The sequence below is a fragment of the Methanosarcina vacuolata Z-761 genome (assembly GCF_000969905.1).
GTDB classification, from domain to species: Archaea; Halobacteriota; Methanosarcinia; order Methanosarcinales; family Methanosarcinaceae; genus Methanosarcina; species Methanosarcina vacuolata.
Genome location: NZ_CP009520.1, coordinates 4,148,186 through 4,174,358 on the forward strand (window position 1 = coordinate 4,148,186; position 26,173 = coordinate 4,174,358).

The window sequence follows — 26,173 nt, forward strand, 5'->3', positions numbered from 1 at the left end:
GAATAATATTAGTTTTAAGGGTATTTAATACTTGTTTGATTCTGCCTTCTAGGAAAACAACTAGAGGTTAGACAAATGATTATGAAAAAAATTTTAGTAGGTGTAATATTTTTAGCAACGTTGATCGCTGGTTTAGCTTTTTTGCCTGCTGTGAATGCACAGGAAGAATCATCAAATGGAACTGACACATCAAATGTAGTCAGTGCGGAACAAGCTGAGAAAGTTGCGTCTTATTCTATAAAAGAGATTTCCGAATCTATCGTAAATTTCTCGGAATGGAAAAATGCAACTGTGAAACTATCCACGGTTTATTACGATCTTGAGGGCAAAAAGTCTGCTTATTCGTTTAACGTCATCGAAAATGAGAAACAAATAGGATCTATTTTCATTTCAGCGACGAAAGATAACTGTCCAGTTCTGGAATTTTCAAAAGGCAAGATCCCTAATGAAATACCAGAATTTACAACTCGCTCAAAACTACTGGTAGAAGAACGTGCTAACAAGATAAAGTCAGAAAGTAATAATAAAGAAGAATTGACTATTGGAAAAATGAAACCTCTTTATTTAGGCCCAACATTTTACTACGCTGAGTATACCTTAACCGATAAAAAAGGTAAAGCCAAAGAAAAAGTAATAGTGGACTTGCCATTTTCAACTATAGTAGACTTTAATGAGCCAAATGTAAATGTTCCAGATGAGAAAAAACACTATTTTAACAGTACATATTTACAACATCAACATGAAATAAGAAAGCAAGACTCAAACACACAATGGATTACCCTCGAAAAAGAAATGATTGATCCCTCAAGTTATTCTACGTCTTCCAGTTCAAAATCGATCAGAGGTGTGCCTAAGTATAAGTGGTACTACGGTTGTTCTCCAACTGCGTCTGGGATGGTATTAGGGTATTGGGCCAGCCATGGATATTCTTACTTGGTAACGGGATATGACCTAGTAAGGGAATTAGCATCTGCGATGGGTACAGATTGGCCAGGAAGTGGAGCAACTTGGCCGTATAAAATTGATGACGGCATAGAGAAGGTTTGCAATAACCATGGATATAATAACTTTGATGCGTCCAATGATATCTATGTTTCATGGAATGAGGTAAAAGCCGAAGTAAATGCGAATAAACCTTTCGTGCTCAGCATGCTAAATGGTGGGACAGGTAATGGTTACACTCAGCCATATGGCGAGCATAGTGTAACCTGCATAGGATATTATGATGGAAATCAAGATTACGTATACTTACATGATACATGGGATACAAGTAATGTACACTACTTAGCGTTTGGGAGCTGGACAGGAGCTATGGCAACATGGGTGAGACCTTAATCACCCATTATATTTTCTTTAATTGGGGCAGGCGAATGTTTTACAAGAAACTGAATATAAAGATAGCCCTTTTAGTGTTTTTGATAATTGCTCTCCTTGGAGTATGGCTTATTTTCGACGTTATTCCAATTGGCCCAGGACTGCCTCCCTCAGAGGGTATGCCAGGATGGTATATTCCAGGAGCCTGGCAAGGGAATGAACAGGGCTGCACATCACTTTTTCCAAAGATTTCCCCTTACTGTAATGCAGGAAACTACTCTCAAGAAGAATTAATAAATGTTTGGTACTTTAACGATGAATCTGAATTCTTAAAAGGAGAAGATACACTTTATCGTTATCTGGAAGAAAACGGTAATGTGTTCTATCAGGAACTGAATGTTAGTGAAGAACTTCAAGAAGTAATTGAAAGGCGTGAAACTGAAAACGTCTGGGGCCCCATTTATAGTCCTCACTCTTTTAATGCAACAGGGTATAAGAGTCCAGAAACTTCAGGATACTTTCTAGTGTACGAGAAACCTTTCCTTAAAGGGAGAGATGATTATTTCATAGTTTATTATGGAGTCAGGAACACAACGAATCTAACTAAAGAAGCACCAAAACTAAAGAAATTAATTGCTGAGTCTTATTATATGGCTAATGGAGAAGGGAAAGTTGATAGCTTAAAGCCAGGGAATAAAAAAGAAAAGGACAATATTTTATTTTCATGGTTTTAACAAAGGATGAATTTCGAAAAATAGACTCGATGAACCGTTGCCTTATGGTGACGCTAGCGGTATATTCTTGGAATGTGATATCGTGAAGACCGGAAATTAATAGATTAATTGCCAAAAGTGGAGGCCAGGGTTTTAAACTTATAAAAATTTTCTTTTATTAAAAGACGCATTTTTTAATTATTGGAATAAGCTTTTAACTTTTGGGCAGGAAGTCCTCATTTTTCATCTCCAAAGGAATTTAGGTTCCAACCTGGGTTCTAGTTCATGGATATGATTAAAAGACATGACCGTAAAAGTTAGATAAATAAAGTTTTTGTTTTTTAAACGATATACAGACCTCATTTTTCTCGGATTTAAAGCCCTTCGAATTTAGAGACCTCTTTTTATCCTCTTTCCACAAAATGCAAAAAAACCAAACTTACAAATACACCTGAGATGAAGATAAGAGAATTTTTATGATCAGCAATCGGGTTATCTACCTGAATTTGTTCCATGGAATATTTTATAAAATCAGAAATTTCATTCTCCATAAACACAGTTCCGTTTTCATTTTCTGACCATATTTTTAGGTTATGACTTCCTGGAGTAAGAATCAAAAGATTCCCTGGATACAGAGGCCCAAAATTATCCAGATAAAAATAAAGAGTTCTATTTGAGTCCACAAAATTTTTTGGGTACCCAATTATATAATTACCGCAGTATTTTTCTTCCTGACTTGGAGGCTCAAAACTTCTATTTTGATTTTTCTCATTTACAATATTTATACTATCAGAGTCTCTGTTTCCATTATTGTTCGGTTGAGTTTTCAAGCCTGGTTTGAGAAACATCAAAAGGTATAGATGTGTTGTTATGTTGTATGTTGGAATCAAAACTGTAGGCCGTCAGGGTGTCTACATTTTTTTATCTAGTTCAATTTCAGTATCAAATGACGGTGTTATGGTATAGTTGCTTGATGCTTGTCTTTTACTTATATTTTTAACTGTTGCTGTTGTAAAGGAAGATAGAAAAAGTAAAGTTGCCAATAGAATGAAAAGTATCCTACTTGACATTTCAACTCTCCTGTTAACACGTATCAAAAGAGTTTACTTAAATATTATGGCTAAACCGTCTAACTATCAAATTAATAGCTTTATAAATATCCAAAGGCTCAAATTTAGATTTTGGTATGCTTTCAGTTGTGCGAATTAGTCATAAACTAGTTATAAGAGTAGATTTATGAAAAAGTGAACATTAAAAATAGTATTTGGTGAAGCTCAATTTTTCTCTAACTCCACATTGCCCGGAGGCAGAAAACTTTGTTTTAGTATGCTTAAAACGTTCTTGGTTCTGCCTTTGGAAAAATAGAAAGTACTCACCGCGAAATAACCTAAGCCAATTTTTACACTGTACTTTTCCATTTTCATAAGCAGTACCATCGGTTTTGCTTCCAAGTAATAATGTGTTACTTAGGTTAATTCGTTACGAGTCCAAAGAGAAAAGAGATGGAGTCAAACTCCATCCAAATCTGTTTTGAAGTAATTATTTCGATTTTATTCCGGTTTTCTTGCAAGCTTCTTCTTTGCAAGCTTTTCAATGATCCCTAAGTTTACTTCCCCGCCAACACTCAATTTCTTGTTAGCAACTGCGCTTTCAAGAATGTGCTGTCCTACAAGAGTACGGACAATAAGAGTGGTGTAGCCGTCAGGGCTTCCAACTGAGCCGGCTGAAATATCAGCCTTGAGAGCAGTAAAGTCCGTACAGATACTGCAGCCTGGGCGAGTAGTATCCTCAAGTTCGGTAAGTGGGATTACATACTGTGTACCGTCATCGAGAGTGATTTCGAGCTTGCCCTTAACATCAATGCGGCAAACCTTCATGGGTTCGAGGGCGTACTCGCTTTTCAACTTGCCTGCAATAAGTTTTTCGTAGTCGAAACTTTCCGTGCAGAAAAGGCCTAATACGAAACGAATGGACTTTTTGTATGGGCCCACAAGCTGGTGGTCGGTTTCAAGCATTTTACGAACTGCTTGAACTACGCAGGGAACTCCAACGACTGCAATGTTCCTGTACTTCCTGTTTACAACCGCTTCCTTAAGGGAATAAACAAGAGGAACCCACCAGTTGTAACGGCTTCCTGCCTGACCGACAAGAGCTTCACTCTTAGTTATTACCATTGAGTGAGGCTTGAGGGTCCAGGGATCTTCCGTAACCGTAACTACAGCATCTACAAGGCCTGTATCCAGGGCGTTTGCAAGAATTGCTGTTACTGCTCCTCCACTCTGCTTTTTTGGAACATCAAACTCGGCTTTTCCAGCAGTAATTTCAAGATAGTCTCCGAGCAGGCTTGAGGGCTGTTCTTCGAGTCTTGGACAAACCTCGTAACAGGCTCCGCAGGGAACATCGTCAACAGCAGCTTTACAGTAGTTATTGCTCTTCGGATGTGTGGAATCCCCACCTATTTCGAAGTATAGAGCATCAGCAGGGCAGACTGCAATGCAGGCCCCGCAGCCTGAGCAAAGGCCTTCGTCCCAGACTTTTGACTTGAGGTCAAGGTAACTTTTGCTGATTGGTTTCTGTTCTGCCATTTCTGATCACTCCCATACATATTTGCTTGCGAAAGGACGGCTGCTTACAGGTCCGATCTTTGTGTAGTTGGTGTCCAGGAACTCTGCGGCGTCATACCCAAACTGCTCGCAGAAGCTCTTTATAATTGGGGTAATGCGTTCAAGATCACTTTCGGTAAACTTGAATTTCTTGGCTCCTGTTCCAAGAAGGTAATCATCTACGTCCCCACGGATAATAATTTCTCCACCGTGGATTCCGCTTCCAATACCCCTATCTGTCATGGCTTTATCCTTGCCAATACCAAGCACGAGTACCATTCCACCTGCCATATATTCACCGAGGAAGGAATGGGCTGTGCCGCCTACAACAAGTATAGGTCTGGCGTCCACTTCATATTGTTTCATGTGGATGCCGCCCCTATAACCAATATTATTCTTTATGAAGACTTTTCCTCCCCGCATACTGTGGGCAACCGCATCTCCTGCACTTCCGTGAATCACAAGCATTCCTTTATCCATTGTGTTTCCAGGAGCATGTTCGGCATTTCCATGTACAATACAGGTCGGCCCGCTCATGAATATCCCCAGATCTCCTCCGGGAACTCCATTGACTATGATGCGGACATTGCCTCTAAGCCCGTCACCTATAAAGCGCTGCCCGAGCACGTTGTCGAGTATGATTTCCTCTGCTCCATCAGCAATCGCAGCCCTGATTTTCTGGTTTAAGGGGGTGTAATGCATACCTTTGGCATCAATTTTTACCGTCTTCATTTCAATCAGGCCCCCGCTGGCAGTACATCAAGGATTTCAAGCATTTTTTCGTCCAGCATATACCCACGCAGGCGGTCTCTATTGCCACGCAAGCTTTCTATACTGTTGATTCCCGCCGCACCCATAAGTTCACTGAGTTCGTCAGTCCAACCCTTAATAAGATTTGATACCTGAACTGCTCCGACCTCAGGATCAAGCCTGCTCACAAGATCTGGACGCTGGGTAGCAATACCCCAGGGGCAAAGGTTTCTATAACAATTGCCGCAGACCCTACAGCCCAGAGCAACAAGAGCAGCAGTCCCGATATTAACAGCATCTGCTCCGAGAGCAATTGATTTGGCAAGGTCTGCACTGGTCCTTATCCCACCACTTGCAATAATTGAGATCTCGTTTCTGACGCCCTGTTCTCTGAGTTTCTGATCAACGCTTGCAATTGCAACTTCAATCGGAATCCCCACATTGTCCCTGAAGACCTTGGGAGCTGCACCAGTCCCACCACGGAATCCGTCAATCACTACCGCATCTGCAGAAGAGCGAGCAATACCAGCAGCAATTGGAGCCACGTTATGCACAGCTGCAATCTTAACGAAGACAGGTTTCTTCCATTCAGTCGCTTCTTTCAGACTTCTAATGAGCTGAACAAGGTCTTCAATACTGTAAATATCATGATGAGGTGCTGGACTAATCGCATCGCTGCCAACAGGGATCATGCGAGCCTTTGAGACTTCTTCGCTTACTTTTTCTCCAGGCAGATGTCCACCTATACCCGGTTTTGCTCCCTGACCGATCTTGATCTCAATGGCAGCGCCTCTTTCAAGGTAATCAATGTTTACACCAAAACGGCCTGATGCAACCTGGACAACCATGTGGTCCTGGTAAGGATATAGAGCTTCATGGAGTCCACCCTCTCCTGTTCCCATATAAGTTCCAAGTTCTGTCACTGCCTTTGCCATACTAAGTTGAGAGTTGAGACTGATAGCTCCGAAACTCATGTGGCCGATCATAATAGGGGTGTTAAGCTTAAGATTTGGAGCAAGCTTTGTTTCGAGCTCTACGTCACCACTTTCAGTCTTTCTAAACTTGAGTTTGGATGGTTTCTTTCCAATGTAAGTCCTGAGTTCCATTGGTTCTCTCAAGGGGTCAATGCTCGGGTTTGTAACCTGGCAGGCATCAAGGAGAAGACGGTCATAGACAACTGGCAAATCCCTGGCGTTTCCCATTCCTGAAAGGATAATCTTTCCACTGCGAGCCTGCTTAATAATATCCTCTCTGACCTCTCTGGTCCAGAGGGGATGGCTGCGGTAATCGATAGGTTTCTCTGTGAGCGTGATTGCATCCCTTGGGCACATGGCAACACAGCGAAGGCAGCCTGTACATTTCCTGGATTCTATCAGGATTTTGTCGCCTTCTCTCCTGTACACGCCATAGGAACAGTTTTCGATACAGCGCCCACAGTCCATGCATTGGTCACGGTCAATACTGACCTTGAATTTTGGGGGCACACTTCCGAGAGTCATTCAATAAACCTCCCTATTATTGGTTCTCCTGCCCTGGGGGTGTATACATTTTTAACTTCGGGGTCAAGTGCTCTTATTGCTGATTCTTCGCTGGAGATGTAAAGCCGGTTTCCATTCTCACCAACTACGAGAGGTCGCAGTTTAATCCTGTCAGTAAACCCAACAATACCATTCTCTGTTCCAACTACAATTGCAAAGGGTCCATTCATGAGGGCAGACCCGTATGTAAGGCGAACTGCTTTGTTCAACTCTGCTTCTTTCTCAGGCATCCGGTCAATATCGTCCCAGAAAGGAGGGGCAAGAGCCTTGACAACCATCTCATACGACAGCCCATGCTGCCTTCCAAGCAGGTCAAACAGATAGGCTACAACCTCGGTATCAGTAAATAGGGAACACTTGTATCCGTATCCTTCAACATAGCGCTGGTTTGTGCCATATGAGGTAATTTCTCCATTATGTACTACTGACCAGTTAAGCAGGTTGAAAGGATGAGCGCCTCCCCACCAGCCTGGAGAGTTTGTGGGATAACGGTTGTGGCCAAGCCAAATATATCCCTTGTAATCTTCAATTCTGTAAAAGTTTGCCACATCTTCGGGCCAGCCGGAAGCTTTGAAGACTCCCATATTTTTCCCGGAGGAAAATATTGTAGCTCCTTTTACATTGGCATTTACTTCCATGACTATGTAAGTGACAACATCATTTTCAGAAGCCATTTTCCCTGCCATTAAGTCTTCTGAGGGCTTAAAGAAATATCTCCATGGGGTGTGTACTTTCTTTATGCCCGGCTGCGGGGTGGTAGGGATTTCTTCCTGGTGAACAATTATTCCCCATTGTTCGAGGAGCTCATCTACCTTCTTTTTTGATTCACCTAGATTGTCAAAGAAAACATGAAGAGCATAGTAGTCTGCATACTCCGGATAAATTCCATATGCAGCATAGCCTGCCCCATCTCCACTACCTCTTTCGTTCATGAGGCTGAGGGCGACTTTTATGCTCGACCCGTCCATTCTGGACTTTGTTCGGTCTATAAAGCCTATTATTCCACACATTTTGATCACTCTAAAAATGGATAGGAATGAATGTAATGCATATACGTTAATAATTTTCTGGATTATTTCCGTGGCTCATTTTTGAGAATTAGTTCAAAAAACTTGCCAGCTGAAAAACTGGATTTTTAGGGTAACTTTTATCAATTTATATAATTTATGGATCTTTAACTAAGTCGAGTCAATCATCAAGGATTCAGTGATTCCAAATAATTGCAATCGATTTTATACGACATTTTGAGGTTGATTCGACACTAAGTTTGTTTCATATAAATTATTTAATTAATGTGAGTATATAGCAACGCTTCCACATATGGTTCTACTTCTTTTCATACATCGAGAGGGTCACCACTAAGGGAAGTAAGTAATTTAGTACCTATTTGACAATATATATATGTTTCTTTTTTCCAATTAAAAGTTCTTGAGGTAATGCTGCAAAGCACAACGGTATAACCTTTTATTTATTTTGTTTGCACTTTTATTTTAGAAACTTCTGCATTTTAGCATAGAATATCCCTTTTTAATAGCCTCCACACTGTCGTCTTTAGGAGCTTCTATGACGTTTGCTTGTAGTGCATACTTGAATTAATTTTTTTAAAAAGTACTACTTTTGAATATTAGGGTTTTTCAGAAGGGAAGCATTTTTATATCAATATTTATTATAGGCATTAGTTTTAAAAAATATTAAAAAACTTATTATCCCCTGACCAGAAAATTCAAGAAAAAAATATTATATTAGTTTGGGGGAGTTGTATTGTAAAATAGGAACACACTTTCAGGAAGAAGTGTGTCTTTTCAAACAAACATTTAATTCTGCCACTATTTTTTCACAGTAAATTTTTTCGGTATCCACATGGGTTTTAGGATTTTTGATATGCTTACAGCATATGTAAATATTTATCAAGTTCCCAGGGGTGAACAATTGCTTTGTATTCATCCCATTCCATCTCTTTAGCACAGAGATAGTGACTGAAAACGTGTTCTCCCAGTACATCTTTTACGAATTTGCTGCCTTTCATTTCATCAATTGCACCTTTAAGGTCTGCAGGTAGGGAGCGAATACCCTTTTCCTTCCGTTCTTTTTCAGTAAGGTGGAAAATGTTCGCGTTAGTCGGCTCTCCGGGATCGATCTTGTTCTTTATACCGTCAAGCCCAGCTCTGAGCATCAGTGCAAAGGCAAGATAAGGATTACACGCTGGATCTGGGCATCTTAGTTCAACTCTAGTCCCATTGCCACGGGTTGCAGGAATGCGGATAAGGGAACTTCTGTTCTTTGCAGACCAGGTGAGGTAAACCGGCGCCTCATATCCGGGTACAATTCTCTTATAGGAGTTAACAACCGGATTTGTAACGGCTGCAAATTCCGTAATATGTTTCAACAGGCCACCAATATAGTACATTGCTTCTTGAGAAAGCTGGTCTGCACTCTCTGGATCATAGAATGCATTCTTGTCTCCCTTGAAAAGAGACTGATTGGTATGCATACCTGAGCCATTTACTCCAAAGAGAGGTTTCGGCATAAAGGTAGCGTAATATCCTTTGTGATATGCAATTGATTTTACCACATATTTGAAAGTTATAACATTGTCTGCGGTACTCAGCACGTCACCGAACCTAAAGTCAATCTCATGCTGAGAAGGTGCGACTTCGTGATGAGAAGCTTCAATCTGGAAGCCCATACGTTCAAGAGTATAATCAATATCTCTACGTACATCCTGTGCACGGTCAAGGGGAGAGAAATCGAAGTATCCTCCATGATCCGTAAGTTCTGTGGTCGGATTTCCGTTTGCGTCAAGTTTGAAGAGGAAGAATTCCATTTCAGGACCGACATTCATTGAGTACCCCATTTTCTTGGCTTCTTCAATTGCGCTCTTAAGAACATATCTGGGGTCTCCCTCAAACGGTTGACCATTAGGAAGATACACGTCTCCAAGGATCCTGGCTACTGCGCCAGTCGTAGGTCTCCAGGGAAGAATCCTGAAAGTAGACGGGTCGAGCACAAGTTTCATGTCAGATTCTTCAATCTTTGTAAAACCCTGGATCGAAGACCCGTCAAACATTACCCCGCTTTCGAAGGCTTCTTCTAACTGTTCAACAGGGATTGCCCAGCTTTTGATGATGCCAAGTGTATCCGTAAACTGGGTACGGATAAACTTTACGTCTCTTTCTTTTACAGCCTCTAATACATCTTCTTTGGTCATACACTTCTTTATCTGCACCATTTTGATTTCCCATCCTAACTAGGCATTAGGTATCCTTTTACCTAGATGATATTATATATATGTTTCCCAATCTTATAAAAAACATGAAACTGTTTAAATACATAGTAAATTGAATTATTTTTGGAAATATTTGTGTGTTCATCCCCAGTTCGTTGAATATATTTCTAATCTCATGTATATAAAGCTCATTAAACCTAATTATAAAAGGAGTGAATTTCTTAGTGCGATTTGAGCTTTCTTCCGACGGCATGTGTTTGCAAAAATGCTGTAAAAAGCAGCAACAAAAACTTAAAGCTTTTTTAATCCTGAATTGTAACTATTCAGGGTATAGCTAGCGGCGCTCCTTTGAGCGCCGCGAGAATACCCTCTAAAACAGGTAAACCATTCTTTCTTATTGTGGAAATATATGCTCTAATTCTGCAGAAAGCTTCCGCTCCCCGTGTAGTTCTGAAAGTTCCTGATATTTTCTGCTGTAGTTTCATCATCCTGACATCTCTTTCTGCTTGATTATTCTCAAACGGAACTTTCAAGTCTTTCAGGAATCTCAGAATCTTTTCTTTATGTTCTATAAACCTATCAAGCAGATTCCTTGCTTTGGTTTTTGGATACATACCACGTTTTCCTTGTCTTTCAGGATTTAGAGAAGGTGGATTTTCTTCAATTCCTTTCGCGACTACAGTATCGAACCTTTTTTCTAATGCCTTAACTTGTTCAAAATCCAGATATTTGCCCTGCTCTTTGCACTCATCAGTATACTTTTTCATTTCAGATAACAGCTCATTCATATCTTTAGCCCATTGCTGTTTATAACTCTCCTCAATTCCAATAAGTTCTCTTTGGAGATGGGCATTGCAAAGAGCATGATCACAATTATAACCGTTGTAAGGTTTCCATCCATCATGAACTGCTACCCATTTAAACTCTGGAAGAATTCCCATAGCATCAATAGCTTCTGATCCTCTTTTCGGATGAGCAAAATAACAAGTGTATTTGTCAGTAGAAGCTACATGAAGCCCAATGTCTTTTTCCGTGAACTTTCATTCCAGTTTCATCACAATGGATAACAGGAGAAGAGAGTAACTTTTCTCGAATTACGTTTTCAAATTCTTCAAGATTCAGGAAACATTCTCTTTCTGCTTCAATAATGGTAGCAGAACTGATTTTTATCCCCATTACATCATGAAACAATTCAGAAATCCTTTTATAAGGAATGAAATGGTGATTTTTAAAGTAAATTGCTGAAGCTACGATATTAGGACCATATTGAACTGGGGAATTTACTGATTCTGGAAATTCAGCTTTATTTAACCTTCCACAGCAAGGACAGATCTTAATCTGACTTTGATGTTCTGTAACAATAAGATTTACAGGCGGAATATCAAAAACCTGTCTTACCTCATAAGCTTTAACTTCAACATCCTCAAGATTCTGGCCGCATTCTTCGCAACAGTTCAAAGAATGCTCTATTACCTAATCAGGATTATCTACCATTTCGAGAGTTGTTCCTGGATGACCTTCTTGACCTCCAGGTTTCTTGCCACTCTGTTTACGGAGACTTTTTGGATTAGGTTTTCCTTTGGAAATATAGTCACTAGAAGGAGGTTTACTGCTGTTTCGGCTGTTTTGATTTAAGCGAAATTCTAAAACTTGCAATCTTTCAGTGAGGTCTTTAATTTGAGATTCAAGACTTATAATATAAGCAATAACTTCAGGGTTTGAAGCACACAAAGCAAGAATCTCTTCACGTTTCATCAAGGAAGAAAATGGTTCATTTTATATCCAATTTTTCCTCGGAACGAGGAAAAATTGTGTAGCCTTAACAAGGCTACCTGAATAGTTACCCTGAATTAATAACACTTGAGGTATGGAACAATTTTCGGGATTTGGATCGTTCAAAAAGTTAATCTATTCAAGCCTCTTGTCTCTGTATTTTTCTGCCAGTTTGCAGGGGCAATAGGTTCGGGATTTACAGCATCACCTCTTGAAAAGTGGTATCTTTTGCTGGAAAAGCCGACTTTTACCCCTTCTTCCCAAGTATTTTTCCGGCCTGGGTCATACATTATACACTTATGGGAATCTCATTTTATGCACTGATGAGGATCTCATTTTATGCACTGATGGAAATTTCATTTTATCTTGTATGGGAATCTCATTTTATGCATGATGGGAATCTCATTTTATCTTGTATGGGAAAAAGGATTGCAAGAACAGAAAGTTAAAAAAGGATGCTTATTTTCGGAGTTCGGTTAGGCCTTAATGTCCTCTGGTCTTTTTTATATTTTTAAAAAAATATTAGTTAAAACTGATTTATTTACAACTATTTATTAAAAATTGGTTATTTAAAACTAACCTATTCAAAAAGGGTTGTTTAAATTAGCCTATTCAAAAATGTTTTTTTGTCAAGGTCGATTTTATTCTCCCTGAACCCACGATTTTATAGTGGAGTCCTTGAATAAAATCCTTAATCACCAAAAAAAGCTGTAAAGAAAGTATACCTAGAAATCCAGAGTAAACTTTCATTTTTCAAATATTATTAATATAGTATTACAGAGCTCCACAGCCACAGCTTCTTCCCAAAAGGGTCGATATTCGGTGCTTCAAATGATGAATATCGTCTTCGGACATATTCTGAAGCTCTTTTTCATGCTCTTTTTCTATATGATCAAGTATAGCGTTTTCAACTTCTTCCAGTTCGTTGCCGGCAGCCATAAAGTTACATTTGAACCCCAGATCGCCGCATTTTATTATTTTCATAAAATCTCCTCTACGCAAACAAATCTTAATAGAAACGGTCTTTGTTGATTTAAATAAAAATATAATAAAGATTAATAGGATATAAAATTAAGTTTTTTAGAATTATTTACAATAATCTATTATTTCATTGCCTTACTCAATCGGAACATACCTTGCACACGTAAAACCCTCTTTGTAAGGAACTGTGATAGTAAGCATTCCTTTATCGTTGACTGCAATTGCTTTTTCGGGATCTACGGGCCCATCCAGAAAAAAAGACCCCAAATACTCTACGGTTTTACTGAACGCTTTTATGTAAAAACTGTTTTCATGCATTAAAATTGTGATATCCTCACTTTCTACATCGGGAAGTTCAACTTCCAAAACAAGATTTTGACGTTTATCATCGTGATACATTGCTAGTATTGGAGTTTTCAATATTCTGGGTATTACACCTTCCATAGTATTCTCTCCCCCTGAAGAAGTTCCCCCTCAAATCTCTTCCTTTACTCGATTTTAACGTCCACTGCTTTCTCAAAAGGCTGCTGATAAGGTATCTTTACTTTAAGTACACCGTTTGAATAATTAGCGACCGCTTTTTCCGGTCTTACAGGACAGCAGACTGCGTAACTGTCTGCATATTCAACTCCTTCTTTGGTAGCTTTTACATAAAAACCACCTTCGGTAATTTTAAAAGTAATATTTTTCTTTTCTACTCCGGGAAGGATTACTTCTATTTCCAGGTTTTCAGATTCATCATCAGGATATGCGCTGATAACCGGGGATAGTCGCAAAATATCTACCATTATTACCCCCAAAATAATATCGTCGATTAACATATTTATATGTATCATCCCCCATAAATCTAAAAATATGTAAGCTAGAACCATAATTGTTCAGTATTACTGAACATAGATCTATTGTTATTTTAAAATAGAAGTCTAACTGTTAGCTTAATTAACTCTTGTTTCAAAGCAGATTCCATAATATAAAGATATCTTTTTTTAAAGTACTTTTATTATTTACATATAATGTGATAAAGAAAGAATTTTTTAGTAGAAAACAAAAACGGGAAATTATAAGGGTCACACTTCAATAAATAAGATTTAACCGGGTAATTTATCAGACATCTTAGAAACTTCTAGACAAAAAACAAGCAGCGTTTCAGAGATTAGTTTAGAAACTCTATTTCCTATTTATATAAACCATCTGAAACATAACTACTTGTGTAAAACTATTAAGATATTTATTCAAACTCAATAGTTTCAGGAAACTACTTACTAAATTTATACCCATTTAATAGGGGTCTTACGTTGGGATCTAATATAAATGACAAGAGTGATCCAATACGGTAGAGGGAAGGGGTTGATTCACGTATGGACGATAATGTCATAGAAGTAAATAATCTTGAGCATTCATACGGTTCTGTAAAAGCTGTTAACAATATCAGTTTTACTGTAAAACAGGGGGAGATTTTCTCATTCCTTGGTCCAAATGGAGCAGGCAAAAGTACCGTGATTAATATTCTTACGACACTCAGGAAACTCCAGAAAGGCGAAGCCAGAGTCAACGGATATGATGTCGCAAAGGAACCAAACTCCGTAAGAAGGTCAATAGGTATTGTTTTTCAGATGCTTTGCCTCGATCATGAAATGACAGTGTCCGAGAATCTGGAATATCATGGTAGAATCTATTCGATGAAAAAAAAAGAAAGAAATAAACGAATCGAAGAACTTTTAAAGCTGACAGATCTGGAAAGTAAAAAGGACACTCTGGGGAAAGATTTGAGCGGTGGAATGAAGCGAAGGCTTGAGCTTGCAAGAGGTTTGATGACAAAACCTGCGGTCCTTTTCCTTGATGAGCCGACGATAGGTTTCGATATCCAGACGAGGATGAGAATGTGGGAATACCTTAGAGAGATTAAGAGAGAGGGCACTACTATATTCCTGACAACACACTATATGGAAGAAGCCGATCAGTTAAGCGACAGGATAAGCATAATTGACCATGGGGAAATAATCGTAACCGGAACCTCTGATGAGTTAAAGAATAAACTTGGTAAAGACCTTATTTACCTGGAAACAAGTGATAATAAGGCTGCTGCAGAGGTCTTAAAGTCGCTCGAGTCCGTTAAAAGTATAACAGAAGATACAAAATCCCTGAGAATTATGATAAAGGAGGATGTTACTCATGTGCTTCCTCAAATTATGGATGAAATTCGGAGAGAGGGGATAGACATTATAATCGTAAATATTAAAAAACCGTCAATGGATGATGTTTTTGTTCATTACACCGGACACGGGTTAAGAGAAGGCGACGAAGACGAAAAACAGCAAGGAATAGAAATGGTGGGGATTTCTAAATGAGCTTCGAATTTCGTGCTATATACTGGAGAGAGATGCTGAAATACTTTAGATATAAATCAGTACTCGTCACTTCAATGATCCAGCCTGTGATGTGGCTGGCATTTTTTGGGCTTGCCATGTCAGATAGTTTTGACAAACTAACTTCACTTGTTCCAAATGAACCCGGTGTTCCCGTAGTCAAATATATTACCTACATGGGTGCAGGAATAATTGCAATGGATGTGCTGTTCAGCAGTTTGTTTGGAGGCACTACCCTTATGTTTGACAAAAAATTTAGCCTTTTGAGAGAAACTCTTGCAAGTCCAGTTCCCAGGTCTCATATTATTCTCGGTGTTGGCCTTTCCGGTGTGACTAAAGCCCTCTTTCAAACTTTTATAATAATAGGGTTCGGAAAACTTGTAGGAATGGAGTTCTTTAAGGGATATACACTTATTGAAACTTTTATCGCAATAGTAGGTATTATGCTACTGGTAGCGATTTTTACTCTTGGCTTCCTTTTCCTATCAGGTTCAATTGCAATTACCGTTGAAAATCCGGAGGGAATGCAGTCTATTCTCACCCTGGTTAGTATGCCCATTTTCTTCGTCAGTAACGCCCTTTATCCTATTGACGGCTTTCCTACTATCCTCAAGGTTCTATCAATGTTTAACCCGCTGACCCTTCTAGCAGGCGGAATTCGTTATTTTGCTTTGGGGACCAATTTCTCTGTGATGGGAAATCACTATATATATACACCAGTTGATATAGTCGTGTCTTTCCTGGGCCTCATTTTCTTTGCCCTTATAATGTTATCTGCTGCTATGTGGAGGTTTAATAAAGTAGATATATAATATTCCCAGTTTGCTTATTTTATTTTTTTAGATTTTCCAGAGAGTTAGTAAAAAGAGCTAGTAAGATTTTTTTAACAGGCAAGTTTTATACTTATTCAAAGTGAACGATCCCTTCTAAACTCTTCTCAAAGCTCAGAGTTTTAAGACGGGGGCTTCCTTGGTTCATTCTCCGGCATACCGACAAGTCACACAAGTCCTTCCCCGCGGTTCGCAGGTGACAATGTGATAAACATGACATACTTAAGTTATTGATGTCGGTTTCCACCTTTTTTGTGGTTCTACCTCTGATCACTTCATCTACATTGGTATCGTTCAAGCTGCAAAGTCGATTTCCACCTTTTTCGTAGCTCTACCTCTGACCCTAAGAGTGGTGTGTATCCTGTATGCTCACCACCTAGCTTGGTTCTCGCATCAGCTTTGGGTGATAATACAACAATATATGAGCCTATCCCAAAGATATTTTATTCTTAATCGTCGAGGGGTTTCAAAGATATTTTCATTATCTTGTGTTTGATTGAATATTAGAAATATAAGGCCCAAGAAGCAAATTTCAAGTTATGGGATGAGCTCTATAATAGTGTTCAAAAGACGAATAAAGTTACAGAGTCAATAATGAGAGATGGTTGGGGAGCCGACGGCTTTCATCTTCCACCTGTCATTTCCTGACGACAGTCAGAAAATGTCGAGGAAGGGGACTTCACGCCTTATTATTAAAATGGGATTCCTAATCCGAGTTCCGTAATGACCACCGGTATCTCCAAAGGCTTTAATTCCGGCTAAACTGTCGTACTGAGTCTTGATATTTCACTCGTTTCGGCTTTACGTAGTTACAAAACAAGATCTGCAAGAAGAACTTTTACCGGAGTAATCTTGCCAAAAATAGTAAAGTCCGATTTTTAATAAAAAGCTCAAAATCTTTTTAATTATAACCTTAACTCTGCCACAAATAGGGAATAACTTTTTCAATAACAGTGCTCTTGAGCATGTTTCACTCTGAATCATTAAAACACAGTCTAGGATTTTTCAGTTATTTTTTGCGGAGAGAAAGATAACAAATTGATGTTTAAGCCTATAGATCTCGAATTTAAAAATAAGCAAAAATGCAAAAATTACTCATACTTATATCCTATAGGGAATAAATTTTCTCCATATTTTTCAGTTTATTTCAGACAAAATTTTCGATATCTAAAGAATTAATAGACATTAAATACCTAAAAAATTTCTGGTAAAATTAAAAGCAATAGAGAAAGGGGTAGTGGGTTTGAATCATTGAAAACCGAAAGCGCAAGAATCTCTCAATATATTCATTAAATACGTGAGATGTACTCGCTTTTTCGGAATTGATCAATAACTCAGGGACACGACCGAGAAAGGAAAAATGTAAAAACCCTTTAAAAAACAACATCAAAAGACACAATACTTGAATAGGTTTATTCCCTACGCGATGCAGAGTTAAGGTTATAAATATTTAAACCTCTTTCATATTAAAAAACTAAAAGAAATTCTTTTTAAAAATTTTAATTTTTTGCTTTTTTGTTCTATATACTCCAAAATTACCTCCTTATCGGGTTCTCAAGTACAAGAATAGAGCTGAGATGTAAAGATTTATTCGGCTGAACTCTTATGGCTGTTTGATCAACCATTGGGTAGTTTCTCTATAAAAAACCTGAACCCAGTCACTTTTGCTAAGAAAAAAATGATACAGGTAACAAGCATGCATGAGCACGTAGTCTAAACCTGTATTGAGATCATTTAGAATGGTAACTGATTAATAAACACTGAGATCTACTTCACCTGGAGAACCTTCCAAAGCTACCAAAGCCCTGACCGCTAAAATACATCATCTTAAACCTTATAATCTCTAGAAAAATGGTAATTTTAGTATAACTCAAATAAAACATTGACATTATAAGTCCCTCCACTTCTCTACTTTCAAAACTATCTCTTTTCAATTCATCTTCCTTCAATTAATTGAGTATCTTCTGCCAATTTAACTTGGTTCACGGACCACTCCAGATAGATGTGTTTTCGCCAAACCCCCTTAGACATCCATATTATATCATATTCCCAAGCTATACTCCCAGGAATTTACTTTTGGAACTACAGCTAAGTATAAACAATCTTGAAGATTTCCAGCTAAAACATTTAGGGATTTAAAGGATATTATGTTTGATAGCTGGGCCATATATCAATATATATTAATTAATAGTATCAAAATTGAGTATACTAAAAACCAATATTTCCAATAATAAATTACAAGGGAATATCAATACCAAAGTATACTTCAAATTTATATATAATGTGAAGAACGAAAACTCCTTACAAATAATAGTCTTTTAGTATTTAGAGATAGAATCTTTTGCTACAATAATTGCATAGGAGTCCCAAGCATCTCGTTTCTTTAATTTCCATTTCAACTTCCCGGAGGTGAATACCCTTTTAGGGAAAGTCACAATGTTCAAAAAAGATTATACTTTTTGGATTTTCGGCTTTTTAAAAACAATTTTAAATTATAGACTGTTTCTTATCTCATATTTTAAAAAGTATATTTGAAACGGTAGAAACCTTCGAAAGAATGAATATTAGGAAAATAAAAAAGAAGTAAAAAAATGTTAATATTGCGTTTCTTTTGTAAAGAAGAAGTTACCTGAAAAACAGGCAACTTCATATGTTAGTATTATCTCTTAATCAGCATTATTGCTTAATCACAGTAGAAGAATTTAAAGCATTCAGCTATATATGTATAGGAGACCTTTGAATAGAAAATGCTGAAGGTCATAATCGAACTTCCCCCAATATATCAGTTAGTTTGTTTATTTCCCGTTATACCCTGGCTTTCTGCGATCGGGAAATATAAGACTTTATGGCCATTCCCTGCAGAAACCGCCTAATTTACAGCTTAATTAGCATTCCTACTTAGTCGCAGTAGAAGAATTTGAAGCATTCGGCCACATAGGAATAGCAGATATTTGAATAGAAAATGCTAAAGGTCATAATATCAGTTCCTCCAATTTTTCTTGATTGTTCATCTCCCGTTATACCCTGGTTTTCTGCGATAGGGAATATAAGCCCTTATGGCCATTCCCTGCAGAAACCGCCTAATTTACAGCTTAATCAGCATTCCTGCGTAGTCGCCCTGCTTAGTCGCAATAGAAGAATTTGAAGCATTCGGCCACATAGGAATAGCAGATATTTGAATAGAAAATGCTGAAAGTCATAATATCATTTCCTCCAATATTTTTCTGATTGTTCATCCCCCGTTATACCCAGGCTTCTGCAGTCTGGACATAGAATATCGTTGTCGTTCTCTGCAGAGACCTCTTCTATTTCTGCTTTAGAAACTCATTTAACAGAACTGGAAAAAGAAGCCAATGTTGTTTGTAAATGTAAAGAACTGGCCAAGGCTGAATCCAAAGACAATTGCTGGTAATGTCATGGTTATTTCCTCCATAGTTTGTATTTTCGAAATCGATACTTGCATACTGTAGATAGCAATTTTATTTGCAACCGCTGTTCAATTTTGATATAATTTTCGTCTATCAAACCTCCAAATCACACGGCTACTGTCAGCCACTTAATAAGATTCATGGGGCGGATTTCCTCTTAGTTCAGGATCTACCGTTAAAAATTTTAGCTAACAGTGACTGTATATAGCTATATATACTAAATTATATAAACTCAATAGAAAATTATCTCCTTATAAATAATACTTCTAAAATGATTAGAGTAAATATTTCACATACATATATATGTTTTTTTAACTTATATAATGTTTAGAAGTTTAAAATTTACTACCACTTAGATCTAAATATTAAATTGTCTTCACCGGTCCAAAGAAGAAATTCTCTAAAATGTCTGGTGCAACCATCTGAATTCTGCCATCGTCTTTTTAGAAAAGATGTAATATAAAAGCAGTATAAATTAATTAGAACAAATACTGGAAAAAGATTATAAATTTTCTAAGAAATGCCTCTAATCTCATTAAATAGTTACAGCTATCTGTTTTCACTGCTTCTATTTTAGTGGACTCCGGTTACAGAAATTTTTAGTAAAGAACAGTGCTTTATACTGAAAAATTTCGTCAAAATGTCCAAAATAATATATCGAACTTTTAGTTTGAAAATATAGTTTTAATCTCTTGTTTTCAAAGACAGAAATCAGCAGCTACATACCTTCAAATTGGCTCTTTAGGCGAAAATTAAGAAAGCATAAGTTAAAATGGACTGTTTTACATAATGAGTAAAAACGTTGAAATTATTCAATGTAATCCATTCATCACATTTCAGTAACTTTGGGGAAGGGGGATATGAATATTATCAAAAATAGTTTACCTGAGGATGGATTCCCGATTGTCGACGTTTCCAATGTCAGGGAAAGTTATGTACTTGGGAGTCTGGAAATTCCCGTGCTCTCAGACGTCAATCTCAAAACGGAGAGAAGAGAATTTCTGGCTATAATGGGCCCATCAGGTCCAGGAAAAAGTACTCTTGTGAACCTTATAGATTACCTTGGCAGGCCTACTGCAGGTCAAGCTCTTGTAAAGGGTCATGACCTCAATAGAATGCCAGATCAAGAGCTTGTCCACCTGAAGGAGCTTGAAGTTGATTTTGTATTTCAGACTTTTAATCTTGTTCCGTACCTGACTGCCCTGGAGAATGTTTTGCTCCCAACCTTTGCTAATTCGAGAATTAATATTGATCCAACAAGAAGTGCAAGGGAACTTTATGAAGTTATAGGAATTCATAACCACATGCATCACAGACCAGGAGAACTTTCAGGAGAGCAGTCCCAGTGGGTTTCAATTGCACCACATATTAATGATCCTGCAATCCGTCTTGCGGATGATCCTACTGGAAACCTTTACCTCAGAAAAGGGGCCGAAGTCCTTCGTATATTTAAGGGTTTGAATAACGAAGGCAGAACAGTAGTAATCGTCACACACGACCCCGAAATTGCAAAATATGCTAACAGAGTCATCCTGGTAAAAGATGAAATAATTCAATACAATTGAAGGTGAAAGTATATGGAAATGATTAAGAAGCTTACTGTAACAATTCTTTTTCCTTTGCTTTTGATTTCCTTGCTTTTTGCAGTTCCTGCCTCTGCAGCTGTTGGAGGAGCCAATCTGAAAGTTACAATAGTCGAAACAAACCCCTATCCTGCAAAAATAGGAGAATACCTGACTTTAACCGTTCAGGTAGAAAACATAGGAGGGGACAAAGCTGACAACGTTGATATCGAAGTGGTACCTCAATATCCTTTCTCTCTTGATTCAGAGGCAAATGCCCTGCAGAATGTTGGAGTCCTCAATCCAGGCAGAACTGCTACAAAGGAATTTTACCTTTTTGTAGACAAAAATGCGCAGAAAGGGATCCGCTCCATTGACATCAGAACAAAAACAGGTAAAAACAGTCCCTGGAGTGAGAAAAGCTTTGACATACGAATAGGCACTGAGACATTTAACAGTAAAGGTACAGTTGAACTTAAGGAATTTGTCTCGGATCCTGAGGTTTTCATGCCCGGAGACAGGGGTACTGTCACGGTAACTCTTAAGAACACTGCAAGTAATCCTACTGTTACTATTGGTGGGAGTGACTTTGATACCAATGCCAGGATTCAGGCTGCAGTTTTAAGACCTTTATCCGATGGGATAATCGTCCTTGATGCTCCTTACGGAGATATGGGTCTTCTGGGGCCCGGAGATAGCATCAAATTGACTTTCAATGTTAAAGTTGCAGAAGACGCTCCGGAAGGAACTCACAACTTTGAACTTGCAATAGAGGGGAACTCCTTCGATTACAACAGCAGAAAGAATATTCCTCTCAAGGTCGATTCTGCAAACATAAGAGTGATCCCTTCAAAAGAACTTCAACTGACAAATGGTGAATCTACAATTGAATTCGACGTAGCGAACACTCATCTGAACGAGTTTAGCTCGGTAAGTATAAAACCTGAAGCAGAGGGCATCACCTTTTACCCTGTAGAATATTTCATAGGGCCAATGAATCCGGACGAACTTTTTACGATTGAATTTAATGCCGTTGCAGATGATTCGTGGGGTGCCAGTAAGGAAGAAGAGATAAACATGAACCTTACCGCAAACTACAACAACGGAATCAACAGACATGCAAATACGGTAGGGGACCTGAAATTTATAGATACTTCAGAGTCACCTGAGTCTAATTCAACAGCCGTACTGGCAGGTGGACTTATTATAATCTCTGTTCCTGCAGCTTTCTTGTTTTACAGAAGAAGGAAACAATAATTAAAGAAAGGTTAGCTGACATCATATTTGTGGGGGAAAATATGATAAAACTTACACAGGCAGCTCGTATAGCCGTTGGAAGTATAGGTAGTGCTAAGCTAAGGTCTGCACTTACAACACTGGGGATAGTAATTGGCATAGCTGCAGTAGTTGTTAATGCATCTCTTGGTGCCAGTTTTAACCAGTTTTTTACTGATGAGATCTCTTCTGTAGGCTCTAATTTTATAATTGCAGCTAGCGAACAGCCAAATCTCTTCTTTGATAACGAGTATAATCTAATAAAGAATACGCCGGGAATTTCCGGGGTATCTCCAAGAAAATCAATGAGTGGGGATCTCACATATCTTTCTGAAACTAAAAATGTGAATATTGCAGGAGTTAACAAAGATTTTCAGGAAATTCAGGGACTTCAAATGGAAGAGGGCACTTTCCTGACGGACAAAGATAGTGCTGCGGCTGTCCTTGGATATGACATTGCAAATGATGAGTTCAGTAAGAATATTTCCCACAGGAGCACTGTAGAGATCGCTTTTCGACAGGAAAACGGTACGGTTGTGACGAAGAGTTTTAAGGTAAAAGGAATATTGAAAAATTCCAAGCCAACTGTTGTGAGTGAGGACAGCGACTATGATTTGACAGTTTTCATTCCCGTTTCTACAATGAATGAAATGATCGGGGAAAAAGACTATGGGGCTTTCCTTGCGATGGCAGACAGTCCTGAGAAAATTCGTGATATTTCAGATGACGTGGATAGCAGATTAGCCAGGAACTTCGGAGTCCCGGAAAGAGATATTGATGAGGAGGATTTAAAACCCTATTACGTCTTTAACCAGGAGGAAGTTCTTGAACAGACTGGAAAAATTGGAGACGCTTTGAGTTCTTTCCTGCTCGTTCTTGCCCTAATATCTCTATTTGTGGGCTCGATAGGAATTATGAATATTATGCTTGTAACCGTAACTGAAAGAACCAGAGAAATTGGGATAATGAAATCCGTAGGCTATAGCAATTCTAATATTCTATCACTTTTCTTGCTGGAATCTGTAATGGTCAGTTCCTTTGGGGGGCTCGTAGGTACTGTAATCGGTGGTCTGGGAGCTTACGCTCTTGAAATCACCCTTAAGCTTCCTCCTGTTTTCCCCTTAGCATTGATTGAAATAGGGATTGCAGTTTCGGTTCTTGTGGGGATAACTGCTGGTCTTTATCCTGCAAGAAAAGCTGCACGCATGAATCCTGTTGATGCTTTAAGATATGAATAAGAATCTGTCCCTTTAATAGGGCTACTCTACCTGGAGAATGGCCCTTTTTCTTTTTCAATCCTTTCTTCGTGATCAGCTCGATTAGATATTGATTGGCTAAAAATAGTTTCAAAATACCTTCATAAAGAGTAGCTCCACGGATCCACTTAACAAATTTAGCGCAGTGGAAAATCACTCTACTGTTAATATTTAAAACATAAAAATCAGAATAGACTATATTTTAGGAAATAAAGAATATATAAGAATTAATTTGGATATTTGAAAAACAAGGGAGTAAATATGAAAACAAAGATTTCGATTAAAGACGTTTCTGTTCCCGGGGATTTAATCTTGGAGACAGAAACCGCAAATTCCACACTTGAGGTAGAACTGCCCTCTCGAGAAGGCCTCGTTAATTCAAATGAAGAATCGTTTAAATGTAAATTGGGCCGTTCGAGATATCTACAAAGTGACGAAACACATAAGATAGCGTCTCCCATCATTCAAGTTATTGATATCAAAAAGAGCTATATTCTTGGAGATCTGGAAGTTCCAGTTCTTCGCGATATCAACCTTAAAGTTCGGGAGGGAGAATTTCTTGCCATAATGGGGCCCTCTGGATCAGGTAAGAGCACACTTATGAATCTTATAGGTTTTCTTGATAGGCCTACTGAAGGGACAATCATAATTAAGGGCCTGGATATCAATAAACTATCTGACAAAGAAGTTGCCAGGCTCAGAGGGTTAGAAATAGGTTTTGTTTTTCAGACATTCAACCTGATCCCCAGGCTTACAGCTCTTGAAAATGTTGAGCTTCCCACCTATGCTAACACAAGAAGTGGAATCGATACTCATGAAAGAGCAAAGGAATTACTTAAACTCGTGGGTCTTGAGGATCGAATGCACCACAAGCCAGGTGAACTTTCAGGTGGTCAATCTCAGAGAGTTGCTATCGCCAGAGCTCTTATCAATGACCCTGCGATCCTCCTTGCAGATGAGCCCACTGGAAATCTGGACTCGAAAACAGGCTGTGAAATTCTAAATATATTTAGAAAACTCAACGAAGATGGAAGAACAATTGTAATGATTACTCATGATCCGGAAATTGCAGGATATGCAAACAGGATAGTGCTCGTAAAGGATGGAATAATTCAAAATATGGAATAATATCGGGTGTTAGATCTCCAAACTCAAGCTAATCGGGGTGTGGAATTAGAATGATAAAAATCAAAAGTTTACTTGTCCCTCTCGTATTGTCTTTGCTTTTAGTTTCCTCTTTTTTTGTAGCCCCCGCCTCTGCATCTGTCAGGGGGGCCAATCTGAAAGTTACAATAGTCGAAACAAATCCCTATCCTGCAAAAATAGGAGAGTATCTGAATCTGACTGTTCAGGTGGAAAACATAGGAGGAGATAAAGCTGACAATGTCGACATCGAAGTTGTACCTCAATATCCTTTTTCTCTTGATTCAGAAGCAAATGCCCTGCGGAATGTGGGGGTTCTCAATCCTGGCAGGACCGCTACGAAGGAGTTTTACCTTTTTGTAGACAAAAATGCGCAGAAAGGAATCCGTTCCATTGATATCAGAACAAAAACAGGCAAAGACAGCCCCTGGAGTGAAAAAAGCTTTGATATACGAATAGGCACTGAAACATTTAACAGCAAAGGTACAGTTGAACTTAAGGAAGTTACTTCGGACCCAGAAGTTTTCATGCCGGGAGACAGGGGTACTGTCACGGTAACTCTTACAAACACTGCAAGTAATCCTACTATTACTATTGACGGAAGTGACTTTGATACCAATGCCCGAATTCAGGCTGCGGTTTTGAGACCATTATCTGATGGGATAATCGTTCTTGACGCTCCTTATGAAGATATGGGTATCCTGGGGCCTGGAGATAGTATCAAATTGACTTTCAATGTTAAAGTTGCAGAAGATACCCCGGAAGGAACTCATAACCTTGAACTTGCAATAGAAGGGAACTCCTTCGATTACAACAGCAGAAAGAATATTCCTCTCAAGGTTGATTCTTCAAATGTCAAGGTAATTCCCTCAAAAGAGCTCCAGATAGTAAATGGTGAATCTACTCTTGAATTCGATGTAGCCAATACACACCCGAACGAGTTTAGCTCGGTAAGCATAAAACCTGAAGCTGAAGGCATTAAATTTTATCCTGCTGAGTATTTCATAGGGCCAATGAATCAGGACGAGCTTTTTACGATCGAATTTAATGCAGTAACAGACAATTTATCTAATGCCAGAAGGGACTCCTACGAGCCTATAAATCTAACACTTTCCGCAAATTACGGCAACGGAATAAATAAGCATGAAAATATAGTAAGCAATATGTATATTCAGCCCACTGATGAAATTCAGGGCGGGAGTTCGGGCATACTGATTCCAGGCTTACTACTTGTTGTCATTGCCATTGCAGGTATGCTAGTTTACAGAAAGAAGAAACAGAACAGAAAATGAACATTTAGAGAAACAAAAACTTCTGGAAAATTAATGTTTCAAAGTTTTAAAAAAAGTTTGAAGGTGGTGCAGCTCAGATAGATCTCCTGAAACATATGGGGCAGTTTCAGGCTGCACTCGACC

At 38.5% G+C, this 26,173-nt stretch carries 19 protein-coding genes and 1 pseudogene; 9 read left to right on the plus strand and 11 right to left on the minus strand.

Going from position 1 to position 26,173, the window contains the following annotated elements:
• Positions 1-75 precede the first annotated feature (75 nt).
• Both MSVAZ_RS17075 and MSVAZ_RS17080 read left to right on the plus strand, forming a co-directional pair.
• Positions 76-1,335 carry a C39 family peptidase gene (locus MSVAZ_RS17075; protein WP_048122939.1) on the plus strand — a complete coding sequence of 420 codons (1,260 nt, stop codon included), beginning with the start codon at positions 76-78 and terminating at the stop codon, positions 1,333-1,335.
• A gap of 35 nt (positions 1,336-1,370) precedes the next feature.
• Positions 1,371-2,048, plus strand: coding sequence for a hypothetical protein (locus MSVAZ_RS17080; protein WP_048124284.1), 678 nt, complete (start codon positions 1,371-1,373; stop codon positions 2,046-2,048).
• A 383-nt stretch (positions 2,049-2,431) separates the two neighbouring features.
• Here MSVAZ_RS17080 and MSVAZ_RS17085 read toward each other — a convergent pair whose 3' ends face one another.
• The 10 genes and pseudogenes from MSVAZ_RS17085 to MSVAZ_RS17135 form a co-directional block, all read right to left on the minus strand.
• On the minus strand, positions 2,432-2,917 hold the full coding sequence (locus MSVAZ_RS17085; protein ID WP_198146765.1) for a hypothetical protein: 486 nt from the start codon (positions 2,915-2,917) through the stop codon (positions 2,432-2,434).
• 660 nt (positions 2,918-3,577) lie between these two features.
• Positions 3,578-4,612 carry a Coenzyme F420 hydrogenase/dehydrogenase, beta subunit C-terminal domain gene (locus tag MSVAZ_RS17090; RefSeq protein WP_048122944.1) on the minus strand — a complete coding sequence of 345 codons (1,035 nt, stop codon included), beginning with the start codon at positions 4,610-4,612 and terminating at the stop codon, positions 3,578-3,580.
• Positions 4,613-4,618: 6 nt separating this feature from the next.
• Positions 4,619-5,362 carry a GltB/FmdC/FwdC-like GXGXG domain-containing protein gene (locus MSVAZ_RS17095; protein ID WP_048122946.1) on the minus strand — a complete coding sequence of 248 codons (744 nt, stop codon included), beginning with the start codon at positions 5,360-5,362 and terminating at the stop codon, positions 4,619-4,621.
• A 5-nt stretch (positions 5,363-5,367) separates the two neighbouring features.
• Positions 5,368-6,879: a glutamate synthase-related protein gene (locus tag MSVAZ_RS17100; protein WP_048122948.1), complete on the minus strand. Its 1,512-nt coding sequence runs from the start codon at positions 6,877-6,879 to the stop codon at positions 5,368-5,370.
• Entirely contained in the window at positions 6,876-7,928 is a 1,053-nt protein-coding gene (locus tag MSVAZ_RS17105) for a class II glutamine amidotransferase (protein WP_048122950.1), read from the minus strand. Before MSVAZ_RS17105 ends, MSVAZ_RS17100 begins: the two co-directional genes overlap by 4 nt.
• A gap of 875 nt (positions 7,929-8,803) precedes the next feature.
• On the minus strand, positions 8,804-10,147 hold the full coding sequence (gene glnA, locus MSVAZ_RS17110; RefSeq protein WP_048122952.1) for a type I glutamate--ammonia ligase: 1,344 nt from the start codon (positions 10,145-10,147) through the stop codon (positions 8,804-8,806).
• A gap of 320 nt (positions 10,148-10,467) precedes the next feature.
• Positions 10,468-11,902, minus strand: a pseudogene (gene tnpC, locus MSVAZ_RS17115) (IS66 family transposase).
• 789 nt (positions 11,903-12,691) lie between these two features.
• Positions 12,692-12,901, minus strand: coding sequence for a DUF1059 domain-containing protein (locus tag MSVAZ_RS17125; RefSeq protein ID WP_048122954.1), 210 nt, complete (start codon positions 12,899-12,901; stop codon positions 12,692-12,694).
• 132 nt (positions 12,902-13,033) lie between these two features.
• A complete protein-coding gene (locus MSVAZ_RS17130) occupies positions 13,034-13,342 on the minus strand; it encodes an Hsp20/alpha crystallin family protein (RefSeq protein WP_048122956.1) in 309 nt (102 codons plus the stop codon).
• A gap of 44 nt (positions 13,343-13,386) precedes the next feature.
• Entirely contained in the window at positions 13,387-13,686 is a 300-nt protein-coding gene (locus tag MSVAZ_RS17135; RefSeq protein WP_048122958.1) for an Hsp20/alpha crystallin family protein, read from the minus strand.
• A 570-nt stretch (positions 13,687-14,256) separates the two neighbouring features.
• On the opposite strand from MSVAZ_RS17135, the gene MSVAZ_RS17140 reads away from it, so the two are divergent.
• Together MSVAZ_RS17140 and MSVAZ_RS17145 are read left to right on the plus strand one after the other, a co-directional pair.
• Positions 14,257-15,246: an ATP-binding cassette domain-containing protein gene (locus tag MSVAZ_RS17140; protein WP_048122960.1), complete on the plus strand. Its 990-nt coding sequence runs from the start codon at positions 14,257-14,259 to the stop codon at positions 15,244-15,246.
• On the plus strand, positions 15,243-16,076 hold the full coding sequence (locus MSVAZ_RS17145) for an ABC transporter permease (RefSeq protein ID WP_048122962.1): 834 nt from the start codon (positions 15,243-15,245) through the stop codon (positions 16,074-16,076). The genes MSVAZ_RS17140 and MSVAZ_RS17145 overlap by 4 nt, the downstream gene beginning before the upstream one ends.
• A 1,790-nt stretch (positions 16,077-17,866) precedes the next feature.
• Here MSVAZ_RS17145 and MSVAZ_RS20650 read toward each other — a convergent pair.
• On the minus strand, positions 17,867-18,043 hold the full coding sequence (locus MSVAZ_RS20650) for a hypothetical protein (protein WP_156151133.1): 177 nt from the start codon (positions 18,041-18,043) through the stop codon (positions 17,867-17,869).
• A 2,339-nt stretch (positions 18,044-20,382) separates the two neighbouring features.
• Between MSVAZ_RS20650 and MSVAZ_RS17150 the strand changes: the two genes are divergently transcribed.
• The 5 genes from MSVAZ_RS17150 to MSVAZ_RS17170 all read left to right on the plus strand — a co-directional run bounded on the left by MSVAZ_RS17150 (position 20,383) and on the right by MSVAZ_RS17170 (position 26,050).
• Positions 20,383-21,087, plus strand: coding sequence for an ABC transporter ATP-binding protein (locus tag MSVAZ_RS17150; RefSeq protein ID WP_048122964.1), 705 nt, complete (start codon positions 20,383-20,385; stop codon positions 21,085-21,087).
• 12 nt (positions 21,088-21,099) lie between these two features.
• Positions 21,100-22,341 carry a COG1361 S-layer family protein gene (locus tag MSVAZ_RS17155; protein ID WP_048122966.1) on the plus strand — a complete coding sequence of 414 codons (1,242 nt, stop codon included), beginning with the start codon at positions 21,100-21,102 and terminating at the stop codon, positions 22,339-22,341.
• A 41-nt stretch (positions 22,342-22,382) separates the two neighbouring features.
• Entirely contained in the window at positions 22,383-23,597 is a 1,215-nt protein-coding gene (locus MSVAZ_RS17160) for an ABC transporter permease (protein WP_048122968.1), read from the plus strand.
• 279 nt (positions 23,598-23,876) lie between these two features.
• A complete protein-coding gene (locus MSVAZ_RS17165) occupies positions 23,877-24,743 on the plus strand; it encodes an ABC transporter ATP-binding protein (RefSeq protein ID WP_048122969.1) in 867 nt (288 codons plus the stop codon).
• Between the two features lie 50 nt (positions 24,744-24,793).
• Positions 24,794-26,050, plus strand: a complete 1,257-nt coding sequence (locus tag MSVAZ_RS17170) for a COG1361 S-layer family protein (RefSeq protein ID WP_048122972.1) — start codon at positions 24,794-24,796, stop codon at positions 26,048-26,050.
• The last annotated feature ends 123 nt before the right edge of the window (positions 26,051-26,173 follow it).

Excerpts from the sequence above, each read along its gene's own strand:
- MSVAZ_RS17075 (WP_048122939.1), top strand. The coding sequence starts at position 76 with ATGATTATGAAAAAAATTTTAGTAGGTGTAATATTTTTAGCAACGTTG.
- MSVAZ_RS17080 (WP_048124284.1), top strand. The coding sequence starts at position 1,371 with ATGTTTTACAAGAAACTGAATATAAAGATAGCCCTTTTAGTGTTTTTG.
- MSVAZ_RS17090 (WP_048122944.1), bottom strand. The coding sequence starts at position 4,612 with ATGGCAGAACAGAAACCAATCAGCAAAAGTTACCTTGACCTCAAGTCA.
- MSVAZ_RS17095 (WP_048122946.1), bottom strand. The coding sequence starts at position 5,362 with ATGAAGACGGTAAAAATTGATGCCAAAGGTATGCATTACACCCCCTTA.
- MSVAZ_RS17100 (WP_048122948.1), bottom strand. The coding sequence starts at position 6,879 with ATGACTCTCGGAAGTGTGCCCCCAAAATTCAAGGTCAGTATTGACCGT.
- MSVAZ_RS17105 (WP_048122950.1), bottom strand. The coding sequence starts at position 7,928 with ATGTGTGGAATAATAGGCTTTATAGACCGAACAAAGTCCAGAATGGAC.
- glnA (WP_048122952.1), bottom strand. The coding sequence starts at position 10,147 with ATGGTGCAGATAAAGAAGTGTATGACCAAAGAAGATGTATTAGAGGCT.
- MSVAZ_RS17125 (WP_048122954.1), bottom strand. The coding sequence starts at position 12,901 with ATGAAAATAATAAAATGCGGCGATCTGGGGTTCAAATGTAACTTTATG.
- MSVAZ_RS17130 (WP_048122956.1), bottom strand. The coding sequence starts at position 13,342 with ATGGAAGGTGTAATACCCAGAATATTGAAAACTCCAATACTAGCAATG.
- MSVAZ_RS17135 (WP_048122958.1), bottom strand. The coding sequence starts at position 13,686 with ATGGTAGATATTTTGCGACTATCCCCGGTTATCAGCGCATATCCTGAT.
- MSVAZ_RS17140 (WP_048122960.1), top strand. The coding sequence starts at position 14,257 with ATGGACGATAATGTCATAGAAGTAAATAATCTTGAGCATTCATACGGT.
- MSVAZ_RS17145 (WP_048122962.1), top strand. The coding sequence starts at position 15,243 with ATGAGCTTCGAATTTCGTGCTATATACTGGAGAGAGATGCTGAAATAC.
- MSVAZ_RS17150 (WP_048122964.1), top strand. The coding sequence starts at position 20,383 with ATGAATATTATCAAAAATAGTTTACCTGAGGATGGATTCCCGATTGTC.
- MSVAZ_RS17155 (WP_048122966.1), top strand. The coding sequence starts at position 21,100 with ATGGAAATGATTAAGAAGCTTACTGTAACAATTCTTTTTCCTTTGCTT.
- MSVAZ_RS17160 (WP_048122968.1), top strand. The coding sequence starts at position 22,383 with ATGATAAAACTTACACAGGCAGCTCGTATAGCCGTTGGAAGTATAGGT.
- MSVAZ_RS17165 (WP_048122969.1), top strand. The coding sequence starts at position 23,877 with ATGAAAACAAAGATTTCGATTAAAGACGTTTCTGTTCCCGGGGATTTA.
- MSVAZ_RS17170 (WP_048122972.1), top strand. The coding sequence starts at position 24,794 with ATGATAAAAATCAAAAGTTTACTTGTCCCTCTCGTATTGTCTTTGCTT.